The 13267-nt window shown below is 70.9% G+C and carries 10 protein-coding genes and 3 tRNA genes; 11 read left to right on the forward strand and 2 right to left on the reverse strand.

Going from position 1 to position 13267, the window contains the following annotated elements:
- Window positions 1-119: 119 nt before the first annotated feature.
- Entirely contained in the window at window positions 120-1061 is a 942-nt protein-coding gene (locus MWU57_RS17220) for a carbohydrate ABC transporter permease (protein WP_246910904.1), read from the forward strand.
- The gene (locus tag MWU57_RS17225) at window positions 1058-2011 is read left to right on the forward strand and encodes a carbohydrate ABC transporter permease (protein WP_106265252.1); all 954 of its coding nucleotides are present in this window, start codon (window positions 1058-1060) and stop codon (window positions 2009-2011) included. Before MWU57_RS17220 ends, MWU57_RS17225 begins: the two co-directional genes overlap by 4 nt.
- Window positions 2012-2169: 158 nt before the next feature.
- Here the strand turns inward: MWU57_RS17225 and MWU57_RS17230 are convergent, their stop codons facing one another.
- Entirely contained in the window at window positions 2170-2595 is a 426-nt protein-coding gene (locus MWU57_RS17230) for a DUF805 domain-containing protein (RefSeq protein ID WP_246910900.1), read from the reverse strand.
- Window positions 2596-2830: 235 nt separating this feature from the next.
- On the opposite strand from MWU57_RS17230, the gene MWU57_RS17235 reads away from it, so the two are divergent.
- Entirely contained in the window at window positions 2831-3667 is an 837-nt protein-coding gene (locus MWU57_RS17235) for a DMT family transporter (RefSeq protein WP_246910905.1), read from the forward strand.
- A gap of 4 nt (window positions 3668-3671) precedes the next feature.
- Here MWU57_RS17235 and MWU57_RS17240 read toward each other — a convergent pair whose 3' ends face one another.
- On the reverse strand, window positions 3672-4649 hold the full coding sequence (locus MWU57_RS17240) for an NAD(P)H-quinone oxidoreductase (RefSeq protein ID WP_246910901.1): 978 nt from the start codon (window positions 4647-4649) through the stop codon (window positions 3672-3674).
- 178 nt (window positions 4650-4827) lie between these two features.
- Here MWU57_RS17240 and MWU57_RS17245 point away from each other — a divergent pair, with 178 nt between their 5' ends.
- From MWU57_RS17245 to putP, 8 genes are all read left to right on the forward strand, one after another.
- On the forward strand, window positions 4828-8484 hold the full coding sequence (locus MWU57_RS17245) for a nitrate- and nitrite sensing domain-containing protein (protein WP_246910902.1): 3657 nt from the start codon (window positions 4828-4830) through the stop codon (window positions 8482-8484).
- Between the two features lie 101 nt (window positions 8485-8585).
- On the forward strand, window positions 8586-9035 hold the full coding sequence (locus MWU57_RS17250) for a roadblock/LC7 domain-containing protein (RefSeq protein ID WP_106265244.1): 450 nt from the start codon (window positions 8586-8588) through the stop codon (window positions 9033-9035).
- Window positions 9036-9043: 8 nt separating this feature from the next.
- The gene (locus MWU57_RS17255; protein WP_106265242.1) at window positions 9044-9460 is read left to right on the forward strand and encodes a DUF742 domain-containing protein; all 417 of its coding nucleotides are present in this window, start codon (window positions 9044-9046) and stop codon (window positions 9458-9460) included.
- A gap of 196 nt (window positions 9461-9656) precedes the next feature.
- Entirely contained in the window at window positions 9657-10418 is a 762-nt protein-coding gene (locus MWU57_RS17260; protein ID WP_374108587.1) for an ATP/GTP-binding protein, read from the forward strand.
- A 95-nt stretch (window positions 10419-10513) separates the two neighbouring features.
- Window positions 10514-10601: transfer RNA gene (locus MWU57_RS17265), tRNA-Ser, on the forward strand.
- Window positions 10602-10730: 129 nt separating this feature from the next.
- Window positions 10731-10822 (forward strand) — tRNA-Ser (locus MWU57_RS17270).
- A gap of 159 nt (window positions 10823-10981) precedes the next feature.
- Window positions 10982-11054: transfer RNA gene (locus tag MWU57_RS17275), tRNA-Arg, on the forward strand.
- A 218-nt stretch (window positions 11055-11272) separates the two neighbouring features.
- Window positions 11273-12778 carry a sodium/proline symporter PutP gene (gene putP, locus MWU57_RS17280; protein WP_246910903.1) on the forward strand — a complete coding sequence of 502 codons (1506 nt, stop codon included), beginning with the start codon at window positions 11273-11275 and terminating at the stop codon, window positions 12776-12778.
- Window positions 12779-13267: the final 489 nt, after the last annotated feature.

The following is a 13267-nucleotide window of genomic DNA, read 5'->3' on the forward strand; positions in this document are numbered from 1 at the left end:
GTCGGACGCCGCGCGCGTCCGACGGGCCGGACCGGCCCTATCTTGTGCGGAGGTGAGTCGTGGACTGGTTGACGGAGTTCTTGCTCGAACCCGATACCCCGGGGCAGAAGTTCGCGGTGATGGCGGTGGCGATCCTCCTCTTCGCGGGGGTGATGAGCCTGATCCTGTTCCTGGTGGACCGGCCGCGGCGCATCCCGTCGTGGGTGGTCGCCGTCGGGTTCGTGGGGCCGGCGCTCCTGCTCATCGCGTTCGGGCTGCTGCGTCCCGGGCTGGAGACCCTCTGGAAGTCGGTCTTCAACCGCACCAGCACGGAGTTCGTGGGTGTGGACAACTACGTCCAGATGCTCACGGTCGGGACGTTCCAGAAGGTGCTGGTCGTCACGGCGGCGTGGGTCATCCTGGCGCCGTTGCTGAGCACCTTGATCGGACTCGTCTACGCCGTGCTGGTGGACCGGGCACGCTTCGAGAAGGTCGCCAAGACGATGATCTTCATCCCGATGGCGATCTCGATGGTCGGTGCCTCGATCATCTGGGGATTCGTCTACGAGTTCCGACCCGACCAGCCGGGCGTCGCGCAGATCGGTCTCCTCAACCAGGTGCTCGTCTGGCTCGGCCTGCCACCGCAGCAGTTCCTCATCGGTGAGCCGTGGAACACCGGGTTCCTCATCCTCGTGATGATCTGGATCCAGACCGGTTTCGCCATGACGGTGCTGGCGGCGGCCATCAAGGCCATCCCGGACGACATCGTCGAGGCCGCGCGGCTGGACGGCCTGCACGGGCTGGGGATGTTCCGCTACATCACCGTGCCGAGCATCCGCCCGGCGCTGGTGGTGGTGCTGACCACGATCGCCATGGCGACGCTCAAGGCCTTCGACATCGTCCGGACCATGACCGGCGGGCAGTTCGGCACCCAGGTCATCGCCAACGAGTTCTACACGCAGGCGTTCCGGCAGAACAACCAGGGACTGGCCTCTGCGCTGGCCGTGGTGCTGTTCATCCTGGTCATCCCGATCGTCGCGTACAACGTCCGCCAGATGCGCAGGTCGGAGGAGATCCGATGAGCACCACTCCCGCCGTCCCGACCTCGGTGCCCCAGACCGAGGACACCGGGCCGACCAAGCCGCGCAAGCTGAGCCGGCTCGAGAAGCGCGCGATCGCGACCAAGGGGCGCCTCACGTCGCCCTGGGCCTCCCTGACCGCGGTGATCCTGGCGGTGCTCTGGACGATCCCCACCGTCGGGCTCCTCGTGACGTCCTTCCGGTCCGAGATCGACATCCGCACCAGCGGTTGGTGGACCGTCCTGCCGGGCATCTTCTCCGGAGAAGCCGAGTTCACGCTCGACAACTACGACCAGGCCCTCTACGGCAACGGCAGCAACCTGTCGGAGGTGTTCGTCAACACCTTCGTCATCACGATCCCGGCGGTGGTCATCCCCATCACGGTGGCGCTCCTGGCGGCCTACGGGTTCGCCTGGATCGACTTCCGGGGCCGCGACCTGCTGTTCGTCGGCGTCTTCGCCCTGCAGGTCGTGCCCATCCAGGTCACCCTCGTGCCGCTGCTCACCAACTACAACCAGTGGGGCATGCAGGGCTCGTTCTGGACGGTGTGGCTCTCCCACTCGATCTTCGCGCTCCCGCTCGCGATCTTCCTGCTGCACAACTTCATGAAGGACATCCCGCGGTCCCTCGTGGAGGCGGCCCGGGTCGACGGCGCGGGCCACGTGAAGATCTTCTTCCGGGTGCTCTTCCCGCTGCTGGTCCCGGCCATCGCGGCGTTCGGGATCTTCCAGTTCCTGTGGGTCTGGAACGACCTGCTCGTCGGCCTGACGTTCGCGGCACCGGAGTACCGGCCGCTGACGGTGGCGGTCGCCGAGCTGGCCGGCTCCCGCGGTGGCGACTGGCACATCCTCACGGCCGGCGCCTTCATCGCGATGGTCGTGCCGCTCGTCGTGTTCCTGCTGCTGCAGCGCTACTTCGTGCGGGGGATGCTGGCGGGGGCCGTGAAGGGCTGAGCCGGCCGGGTGCTGCGGGCACGCAAGAGCCCCGCGACGTCGCGTTCACGCGCCCCAGGGGGCGCTCCACTTCGGGAGTGACGACGTCGCGGGGCTCTTCCGTCCCCGCACCGGTGCCGGGCCGGCCGTGGCCGCCCGACCGCGGGGCCGGGTGGGACTCAGACCTGGGCGACGGGGGCCGCGGCGTCGGTGACGCGCGGGTCGGGGCCGAAGCGGTTCGGGCCGCGCGTGCCCTCGAGGATCACGAACACGAGCAGGACGATCGGGCCGACCAGCGGCACGAGGCCGATGAACCACCAGAAGCCCGAGCGGTTGGTGTCGTGCAGCCGGCGCACGGTCACCGCGAGGTTCGGCAGGACGAGCGCGAGCTGGATCAGCGCGGCGACGAAGTAGGTGGCGCCGAAGGTCGGCGTCATCGTCTCGGCGTCGATCGTGAGGCCGTTCGTGGCGCTCACGAAGATCGCCAGCACGGCGCCGACGAGGAACACGAAGAGGGCCCAGAACCAGAACTCGGACCGGCGGGCGCGGCCGGAGAAGGTGGCGTACTTGCTGAAGACGGTCTTGACGGCGGTGCCGAAGCTCATGGATGTCCCTCTGTGCGGTGGTCCGGTCGTCACGGGCGTGGCGACCGGACGCGAACCTAGGGCACGGATCACGTCCCGTCCAGGTTATCGCCGCGATTCCTTCACATCTCCCGAACGGTGGACGGCAGGCGCGGTGCGCCTCCCCGCCCCGGCGTAGGCTCCCCAGGTGCCCGACGCCACCTCTCCCGTCCCGCCCGGCCCGCCGACGTCGGTGGCCGGCGGGCCGCTGGACCGGGTGCCCGCTCCCGCGATCTTCGTGGTCTCGGGCCTGACGCTGTACCTGGGGGCGGCCGTCGCGGTCGGGCTCTTCGACACCCTCGGCGCGCCCACCGTGAGCTGGTGGCGCATCGTCCTCGCCGCCGTCGTGCTGCTCGCCTGGCGACGTCCCTGGCGCCGTCGATGGACGCGGCACGACGTCGTCGCGGCCGGGCTGTTCGGTACCGCCCTCGCGGCGATGAACATCGTCTTCTACGTCGGGATCGACCACCTGCCGCTCGGCGTCGCCGTCGCGATCGAGTTCACCGGGCCGGTCGCGGTCGCGGCGATCACCGGGCGCGGCTGGCGTGAGCGTGGGGCCATCGTGGTCGCCGCCGCCGGCGTCGTGCTGCTCGCCGGCGTGACGTTGGAGGGCGACCTGCCGCGGGCCGACGTCGTCGTCGGGCTCGTGGCGGTCCTCGCCGCCGCCGCGTGCTGGGCCGGCTACATCGTCCTGGGCAAGCGCGTCGCCGGGGGAGGGGCCGGGATCGACGGGCTGGCGGTGGGCATGCTCGTCGGCGCGCTGGTCTTCGCCCCGTTCTTCGGCGCGTCGGTGCCGACGGTCGTGCTCGACCTGCCGCTGCTCGGCTTCCTGCTCGTGGTCGCCCTGTGCTCCTCCGTCGTGCCGTACGTGCTGGACCAGGTCGTGCTGCGGCGCGTCGGCACGGCGACCTTCTCGGTGCTGCTCGCGGTGCTGCCGGCGACGGCCACCGTGATCGGTGCCGTCGTCCTGCAGCAGATCCCCTCGTGGCCGGAGATCGCCGGGCTGGTCCTCGTCTCCGGGGCGATCGTCATGACGGCCGTCGGTCGCGAGTAGCGCCTCAGGGCACCAGCAGCACCTTGCCGAAGACCTGACCCGAGTCGAGCAGCGCGTGCGCGGCGTCGGCCTCGTCGAGCGGCAGGCGGGCGTGCACCACGGGCCGCACCCGGCCGTCGGCGACCATCGGCCACACGTGCTCCCCGACGGCCGCGACGACCTCGGCCTTCTCCTGCACGCTGCGCGACCGCAGCGTGGTGCCGGTCACCGTGGCGCGCTTCGCCATCAGGCGGGCGAGGTCGAGCTCGCCCGTGCGCCCCTGCTGGAGACCGATGACGACGAGCCGTCCGCCGGTGGCCAGCAGGCGCACGTTGTCGCCCAGCGCCCCGCCCCCGAGCACGTCGAGCACGACGTCGGCGCCCCGGCCGTCCGTGGCCTCCCGGACCGCGGCCACGACGTCCTGGGCCCGGTGGTCGACGGCGACGCTCGCGCCGAGCTCGCGGCAGCGGGCGGCCCGCTCGGGACCGCCCGCGGTGGCGACGACCCGTGCGCCCAGGGCGGCGCCGATCTGGACGGCGACGCTGCCGACACCGCCGGACCCGCCGTGCACCAGGAGCGTCTCGCCCCGGCGCAGGCGTCCCGTGTCCACGAGGTTGGTCCAGGCGGTGCAGACGGCCTCGGGCAGGGCGGCGGCATCGACGAGATCGACACCGTCAGGCACCGGCAGCGTCTGCCCCGCGGGCACGACGACCTGCTCGGCGTAACCGCCCCCGGCCAGCAGCGCGACCACCTGGTCACCGACACGCCGGGACGACACGCCCGCTCCGAGGCGGCGGACCGTACCCGAAATCTCGAGACCCGGCCACTCGGGAGCGCCGGGCGGCGGAGGGTAGAGTCCGGCGCGTTGTAGCAGGTCAGCGCGGTTGACGCCACTCGAGGCGACGTCGATCAGTACCTCTCCGGTGTCCGGTTCGGGTAGGTTGACGTCAGTTGTGGTGAGTTTCCCTGCGGGGCGTTCGCCCGATATCGTGACGGCTCGCACACACAGGGAGGCTACTCGCGCGCGGCGTCGAGTGACCAGAGGAGCCCCCTCAGGTGCGATGAACACCGGAGACAGCGAAGGCGGGACGCCTCTCGACGCTCCGAACGATCAGTGATGGAGAGAGGTCCCCATGCTCCGCAGGTTGGGCGTTCGCGGGAAGATCCTTGCGACACTCGCCGTGCCGATCTTCGTCCTACTTCTGGCCGCCACGTACATCTCGTGGGGCGCGCTGCAGGACATGATCCAGTCCAGCCAGACGTCGAGCCTGGTGGACAGCCTCGAGCTGCAGGACCGCGCCGGTACCGCGATGGCCGCGGAGCGTGCGCTGTCCGTGGCCGCGCTGAACGACGTCGAGGGCGCGATGGACCGTCTCGTCGAGGCCCAGGAGCAGACGGACGAGGCGGTCGACGCGCGCAACGACGCGCTGGCGGCGCTCGACACCGACCTCCTGAGCACCAACGTCCGCGACGCCATCAACGCGACCCTGGAGGACCGGCGCGCGGTCGACGACCTGCAGACCGACGTGATCGCCGGCCAGATCACGCCCGCCTCCGCCACCGCGCAGTACGGCGAGCTCATCGAGCGGGCGCTGAACATCCCCCGGGCGCTCTCCGCCGCCTCGACCGACTCGGCCCTCGCCGAGCGCCTGAACGCCTACGTCGCGATGGACGAGGCGATGCTGGCGAACACCTACGAGCGGCCGATCGTGGCGCTCGGGCTCGCCGAGGCCGCACGCGCCGCCGCGGCCGGCCCCAACGAGACGCCCAACGGCGACCTCATGAGCCAGATGGTCACCGCGCTGAACACCACCGACGAGCTGCGCGCCGCTGCGCAGGACCGCGTCGACCGGCTGGGCCTCGGCATCCAGCTCCCGGCGTACTCCGACGAGCTGGACGCGCTGCGCTTCCAGCTGCAGTTCCTCGACTTCTCCCGGATCAACCAGCGGGACGCGGCGGCCTGGTCCGAGCTCTCGCAGTCCTGGATCGACCAGATGCAGCCGGTGCGCGACGAGGTCCGTGCCGAGACGGTGACCTACGCGCAGGACGTCTCCGACGCCGCCCGCAACCAGGCGATCGGTACGCTGGTCGCCACGTTCGGCATCGTGCTGCTGTCGCTCGTCATCGCACTGGTCATCGCCCGCCGGATCGTCTCGCCGCTGCGGCGCCTGACCGTCGCCACGGCGGACGTCCGCGAGCGCCTGCCGCAGATGGTCGAGCAGATGGCGGTGCCGGGCCAGTCGCCTGACATCGACCTGGTGCAGATCCCGGTCGAGTCCGACGACGAGATCGGCCGCCTGGCCCACGCGTTCAACCAGGTGAACGAGACCACGATGGAGGTCGCCCGGGAGCAGGCGGCGCTCCGTGGCTCGATCGCCGAGATGTTCGTCAACGTCGCGCGCCGCGACCAGGTGCTGCTCAACCGCCAGCTCGCGTTCCTCGACGAGCTCGAGCGGTCGGAGGAGGACGCGAGCACGCTGTCGAACCTCTTCCGGCTCGACCACCTCGCCACCCGGATGCGCCGCAACGCCGAGTCGCTGCTGGTCCTCGCCGGCATCGACTCCGGCCGTCGCGTCCGCAACCCGATGCCCGTCTCCGACGTGATCCGGACCGCGTCGTCCGAGATCGAGCTCTACGACCGGGTGCGGCTCAGCCTGCACACCGACCCGCAGATGCTCGGTCACAACGCGCTCAACGCGGCGCACCTCATCGCCGAGCTGCTCGAGAACGCCACCATGTTCTCCGAGCCGCACACGCCGGTCGAGGTGTCCACCGCCCGCGACGAGCGGGGTGTCGTCGTGACCGTCCGCGACCACGGCCTGGGCATGTCGGCCGAGGAGATCGCGGAAGCCAACCACAAGGTCGCCTCGACCACCGCCTCCGACGCGGTGGGCGCCCAGCGCCTCGGCCTCTTCGTCGTCGGCCGGCTCGCCGTCCGCCTGCGCGCCGTCGTCGAGTTCAGCGCCGGCCAGGGCGGCAAGGGCACCACGGTCACGGTCGCGTTCCCGTCGGAGCTCTTCCTCGCCGACGACGCGGTACCCCTGCCGCAGCCGACCGACCCGCTCGAGACCACCACGCAGCAGGCGGTGGCCCAGATCGGTCAGGAACCGGCTCAGACCGGCCTGACCACCGCGGTGCCGGCCACGGTGCCCGCCGACCCCCGGACGGCCTCGAGCCCCTCCGCCCCGGCGCCCGTCGCCGCGCAGGCGCCGGAGAGCCGGTACGCCGAGGAGGGCACGATCGACCGCCGACCGACGTCGGCGATGCCGATGCCGGCCGCCCGGCCGCAGCCGGTCGACCACCGGCAGTCCGTCCAGTCGTCCTTCGGGATGCCGCAGCCCGAGCCGCCGACGGCTCAGCCGGTCGACCTGGACGCGCTCACGGACGGGACCACGTCCACCGGCATGCCGCGTCGCCGTCGGGGTGACGAGGGGCTGCCGACCGAGTCGATCGTCCTGCCGCCCCTGGCCACGCCGCACATGGACGAGTCCGCCGCGGAGCAGACCGAGGACGCCTCGTGGTCGCCGCCGAGCGAGGTGGCGATGTCGGGCAGCTCGTTGCCGAGCCGTCAGCGTCCCTCCGAGGGTGCGCAGGAGCCGAGCGCCCACTCGGGAGCGATGCCGCTGCTGCCCCAGGACGAGCCGCCGGCCGCGCCGATCGAGCCCGAGCAGCGCACGGGACTCTTCTCGAGCTTCCGCTCGATGGAGCGGCTCGAGGAGGGCGCCGGTGACGGCACTCTCCAGCTCGACGCCGTGACCGACGACCCGGCGGACGTGCCGGTGGCCTTCAGCCCGGTCGCCGAGGAACCCGAGCCCGCCCGGTCGCCGTCCGTGGCGGCCCCTGCTCCGGCGACCGCACCGGCCCCGAGCGCGCCCGTCCAGAGCGAGCCGACCCGGAGCGAGCCGGTTGCTGCCGAGCGTGGCCGGGACGAGACGGCGGAGTCGGAGGACTCCGGGTTCACCTCCCTGCCGGCGTTCGAGGACCTGATGTCCGACCTGCCGAACCGGCGTGGCGAGGCGGCACCGGCCCAGGGGTCGCGGAAGCGTGGGCTCTTCGGTCGCAAGCCCGCCGTGGCGGAGACCGCGGCCGCGGCGGCCGACTCGGTCACCAACGGTTCATCGGCGGAGCCGGTCGGCTCGGCGCGCGGCGTCGACCCCCTGACCTCGCCGACGCTCGCCGTGAGCGCGGACTCCGCGGGCTCCGCGCCCGACCGCTCTGCGCTGCAGCCCGTCCAGGAGGCGCCGCGTCCCGACAGCGGGTGGCCGCAGGCGCCGCGCGCGGCGGAGCCGCAGCCGTTCGCCCCGGAGCGACCGGCGCCGGTGGCCTACCAGCCGCCGGTCGTCGAGGACGTCCCGCTCCCCACGCCGCGCCCGGCCGAGCCGGCGCCGGCCGAGGAACCCGCCGCACCGGCCTTCGCGGCGTCGGCGGACGAGGGCCGGCCGGTGGCCAGGTCCTACGGCGAGTCCGTGCTCCCGCTGCGTGCTACCGGGGACGCCAAGGCGGACCCGCTCGATCCCCACTACGTGCCCGACACCGTCGAGGCACGCTCCGAGTGGATGGCCTCGGCCGTCCTGTACGAGGAGATGTCCACGCTCATGCAGCGCGGCGTCTTCCAGGAAGAGAACGTGACGACCAGCAACGAGGAGCAGACGTACCGACCCACCGCGGTGGCACCGGTGGCCGCGAACGGCCTGGCCCGCCGGAGCAGGAACGCCGAGCAGCCCGCGTCCGCGGACCGGTTCTCGGCCCGCATCGAACGTGATCCGGAGCAGCTGCGCGCGCGGCTGTCGGCCTTCCAGTCGGCGACCGCCCGTGGACGTTCCGAGGCAACCGGGTGACGGGGCCTCGACGGATGACCCCCTGACCGTGAATGATGTCCCTGGATCGTCTCCGCAGCAGCGGTGACCTGCGCACTCAGCGCACCTGACGAGGAGGAAGCGTGACCCTCAGTACTGAAGCGACCAATTTCGGGTGGCTTCTCGACAACTTCGTCCGGACCGTCCCGGGCAGCCGCCACACCCTGGTGGTCTCTGCGGACGGTCTGCTCATGGCGATGTCGGACCACCTCGACCGGACCAGCGGCGACCAGCTCGCCGCGATCGTATCGGGGATGTCGAGCCTGACCCGTGGCGCCTCGCGCCAGCTCAGTGGTGGCAACGTCCGCCAGGCCATCATCGAGATGGACAACGGCTACCTCTTCCTGATGAACGTCTCGAACGGTTCGGTCCTCGCCGTCGTGGCCGAGGCGAACTGCGACATCGGCCTCATCGGCTACGAGATGGCGCTGCTGGTGTCCCGTACCGAGGCCACCCTCACGCCCCAGCTCATCTCCGAGATGCGGGGCAGCCTTCCCGTCGACGGCACGACGCGCTCAGCGCAGGTTGGATGAGATAGAGGATGACGCACGCACCGTTCGGTTCCCTGGGTACGCACTCCGCAGACGGCTACGAGGCTTCCACGGTGCGTCCCTACGCGGTCACGGGTGGCCGCGTCCGGTCCTCCCTGTCCGACCTGCCGCTCGAGGCGTTGGTCGAGGTCATGCCCGGGGCGGTCAGCAGCTTCGGGCTCACTCCTGAGAAGCGCGCGATCCTGCAGCACGCGGCACACACGTACGTGTCGATCGCCGAGCTCTCGGCCCTTCTGAAGCTCCCCCTGGGGGTGGTCCGCATCCTCGTGGCGGACATGCAGGAGGAGGGCCACATCACCGTGCACACCTCGGCCCCGGTGAACGTCCACACGGGCCACGGCAGCAACCACTCGGGGCTTTCCCTGAGCGTCTTGGAGAGTGTTCTCAATGGCATTTCCACCCTCTGACAGCGCGGCGCCCGGGGGCTCCGGCAGTCTGGCGCCCACGTGGGCGCCGGTCTCGCCGCCGGCGGGCGGGCTGAACGCGACCACCGCCGGCGCGCCGTCACCCTTCGGCGGCCCCCGGACCAGCTCACCGGTGCGCCAGAGCGTGCTCGGTGGATCGACGCGCGCCGAGGCGGGTGCACCCCAGGAGAAGCAGCAGATGTCGAACGCCCCGCAGGCCCCCACGCAGTCGGCTCCCGAGCAGCAGGCGAACGGTGGGTCGCCCGTGGCCACCGCCCCTCAGGGGACGGTCAGCCAGCAGGCTGCCCCGACCGGACAGCCCTCGCAGCAGCAGTCGTCGGCGCAGCAGACGGCTCCCACGGCGGGGGCCAAGCCGTCCGGAGACGCCGGCGGTGCGGCGCCGACCGTCACGAAGATCGTCGTCGCCGGTGGGTTCGCCGTCGGCAAGACGACCTTCATCGGCTCCATCTCGGACGTCGAGCCGCTCAACACCGAGGCTGCGATGACGGAGCACTCGGTCGGCGTCGACGATGCGGGCGGGGTGACGGACCGCAAGACGACCACGACGGTGGCCATGGACTTCGGGCGAGTGTCGCTGCCCGGGAACCTCTGGCTGTACCTGTTCGGGACGCCGGGTCAGGACCGCTTCCTGTTCATGTGGGACGACCTGGTGCGCGGTGCGATCGGTGCCGTCGTCCTGGTGGACACCGACCGGCTCGAGCAGTGCTTCCCGGCGATCGACTACTTCGAGCAGCGGGGCATCCCGTTCGTGGTCGGCGTCAACTGCTTCGACGGTGTGGCCAAGCACCGGCTCGAGGACGTCCGTGAGGCGCTGCAGATCCCGGCGCACGTGCCGATGCTCTACACGGACGCTCGCTCCCGGGCAGCCACGAAGCAGACCCTGATCTCGCTCGTCCAGCTCGCCATGCGTCAGCTGAGGTCCGGCGGCGCCCCGAGCTGACCGGTGCGTGCGGAGGGCGGCCGGTCGGTGGGCGTCGGCCCACGGGCCGGCCGTCGTCCGTCACGGGTCGCGGCCCCGCTAGACTGCGGGGCCTGGGAGGGCTGACAGAGCGGCCGAATGTGACGGTCTTGAAAACCGTTGTGCGGCAACCCCGCACCGGGGGTTCGAATCCCCCGCCCTCCGCCGATGCCCTTGCTGGTGGGAGCCGTGCGGTCGGCTCCCGGGCGTGCCCCGGGGCCTGGCTTTTGCTCCGTGGGCCTTCCGACCGGTAGTCTGGGCGCCGCAGCAGAGGCTGAGGCCTGCCTGTTGCGAGGAGACGTCGCATAGTCTGGTCTAGTGCGCCACCCTGCTAAGGTGGTAACGGGGCAACCCGTTCGGGGGTTCAAATCCCCCCGTCTCCGCCAGGAAGACTCCGGAGCTCAACGCCCGGGGTCTTTTCTGTGGGTGAGGACATCTGTGCACGGCCACGGTGGCGTCGGTCACGATGGCGGTTCCCGGTTTGGGGATCGGCAGTCGGCACGGTAATGTTCTCGTCGGCCGGTGCGCGAGCGCCGGGATGATCTGCGCCCGTAGCTCAACGGATAGAGCATCTGACTACGGATCAGAAGGTTGGGGGTTCGAATCCCTCCGGGCGCACGCTGAGATGACGGCTCGATCCCCGAGGGGTCGAGCCGTTTCTCATTGCTGGGCCCTGTGGGGCGGTACCGCAGCGAGGCACGTCGGCGGCAGCGATCCTGACGTCGGACGGAACTGACCTGGCCCCACCCCGCCGCGGCTGAGCGGCGGAGGGCGCGCGGCGCGACGGAGCGCCGGGCGCGAGACGCTGCACGACGTACGAGAGGGTGAACGATCGCATGAGCGATCAGACCTGGACGACGATCGCCATCGTGGCCTACCTGGCTCTGATGCTGGGGATCGGCTACGCCGCGTTCCGCAGGACGAACGACCTCGACGACTACATGCTGGGCGGCCGACGGCTGCATCCGGGGGTCGCGGCGCTGAGCGCCGGCGCGTCGGACATGTCCGGCTGGCTGCTGATGGGGCTTCCCGGCGCTATCTATCTCTCCGGCCTCGTGGAGGCATGGATCGCCATCGGCCTGACGATCGGTGCCTGGCTGAACTGGAAGTTCGTGGCGCCACGCCTGCGCGCCTACACGGAGGTCTCGAACAACTCCATCACGATCCCGAGCTTCTTCGAGAACCGGCTCCGAGACACCTCCCGCCTGCTGCGCATCGCAGCCGGCGCGATCGTGCTGGTGTTCTTCACCTTCTACGTCTCGTCCGGCATGGTCGCGGGCGGCACGTTCTTCGAGAGCTCGTTCGACATGAGCTACACGACCGGTCTGCTCGTGGTCGGTGGCGTCACGCTCGCCTACACGTTGTTCGGCGGCTTCCTGGGCGCGACGTGGACCGATGTCGCGCAGGGCCTCCTCATGCTCCTGGCACTCATCGCCGTGCCGATCGTGGCGATCGTCGAGATGGGCGGCTGGGACGTGGTGCGCGAGGGGATCCTCGCGGCGGACACGGCGGCTGCCGCCGACCACCTGTCGTTCGTCGCCGGCGCCTCCGCCACGGGGATCATCTCGGCCCTCGCCTGGGGTCTCGGGTACTTCGGGCAGCCGCACATCATCGTCCGGTTCATGGCGATGCGTTCGCCCGCCGACGCCACGGTGGGGCGTCGCATCGGTATCTCGTGGATGATCCTGACCGGGATCGGCGCCGTCCTGACGGGCCTGATCGGTGTCGCCTACGTCAACGTCAACGGGCTGGCGCTGGAGAACCCGGAGACGGTCTTCCTCTTCCTGGCCCAGACGCTGTTCCACCCGGTCGTCGCGGGGCTCGTCCTCGCCGCGGTGCTCGCAGCGATCATGTCGACGATCTCCTCGCAGCTGATCGTCTCGTCCTCCGCGCTGGTCGAGGACCTCGTGAAGATGACGACGCGGCGCGACCTCTCCGCCCGCGCGCAGGTCATGCTCGGCCGTGCCGGCGTGCTCACGGTGGCGATCGTCGCCGGTCTCATCGCGATGGACCGCACGACGACGATCCTCGACCTGGTCGGGTTCGCCTGGGCAGGGTTCGGCGCGGCGTTCGGACCGATCGTCTTGCTCAGCCTGTACTGGCGCCGGCTGACCCGGTGGGGTGCGCTCACCGGGATGGTCGGTGGTGCGGTGGTCGCCTTCGCCTGGGGCCGCAGCCCGTTGTCCGACTCGCTCTACGAGATCGTCCCCGGCTTCGTCGTGGGTCTGGTGGCCGCCGTCGTGGTGAGCCTGCTGACCGCACGGCCCGGCGCGGACGTCGAGGAGGAGTTCGTCGAGGCCCGGCGACTCGCTACGGCCCCCGCCACGCCCGCGACGGTCTGACCGGGGCGCAGCTGCTGCCGACGGCCCTGCTCCGGCCCCCACGCGAGGTCGGAGCAGGGCCGTCCTCGCTCTCGCGGGACGGTCGTCGACGACACGCCTGCGCCTACCCCCGAGGGCCGGCCCCGGGGAGTGGCGCGCGCCACGTCCTGCCGCGTTGACGGCGGGGCGGAGACGTCTGTAATGTTCTCTGAGTCAGCCCGACGGGCCGACGGACACTGAGGAGACAGCCCACGGGCTGGGTACCGGTGGCCGGGCCGGAGCTGAAAACCACATCCTTCTGGATCGGAACGCCATGCGCGCTCTGATAGAGTGGGGCGGGTTCGGAATCACCGAAATGGCACGAATCAGAGATTCGAGCGATTTGCACGGAGATATCGGAACTGCTAAGTTAGAGGGGTTGCCCCGGACGGGGTCGGGACGGTGTTCCGGTCGTGGATGGTGTGCGTCGGTTGTTTGAGAACTCAACAGTGTGCTTGATAGTCAATGCCA

This window comes from Isoptericola sp. S6320L (assembly GCF_023015685.1).
GTDB classification, from domain to species: domain Bacteria; phylum Actinomycetota; class Actinomycetes; order Actinomycetales; family Cellulomonadaceae; genus Isoptericola; species Isoptericola halotolerans_A.

Excerpts from the sequence above, each read along its gene's own strand:
- MWU57_RS17220 (WP_246910904.1), top strand. The coding sequence starts at position 120 with ATGGCGGTGGCGATCCTCCTCTTCGCGGGGGTGATGAGCCTGATCCTG.
- MWU57_RS17225 (WP_106265252.1), top strand. The coding sequence starts at position 1,058 with ATGAGCACCACTCCCGCCGTCCCGACCTCGGTGCCCCAGACCGAGGAC.
- MWU57_RS17230 (WP_246910900.1), bottom strand. The coding sequence starts at position 2,595 with ATGAGCTTCGGCACCGCCGTCAAGACCGTCTTCAGCAAGTACGCCACC.
- MWU57_RS17255 (WP_106265242.1), top strand. The coding sequence starts at position 9,044 with ATGACGCACGCACCGTTCGGTTCCCTGGGTACGCACTCCGCAGACGGC.
- MWU57_RS17260 (WP_374108587.1), top strand. The coding sequence starts at position 9,657 with ATGTCGAACGCCCCGCAGGCCCCCACGCAGTCGGCTCCCGAGCAGCAG.
- putP (WP_246910903.1), top strand. The coding sequence starts at position 11,273 with ATGAGCGATCAGACCTGGACGACGATCGCCATCGTGGCCTACCTGGCT.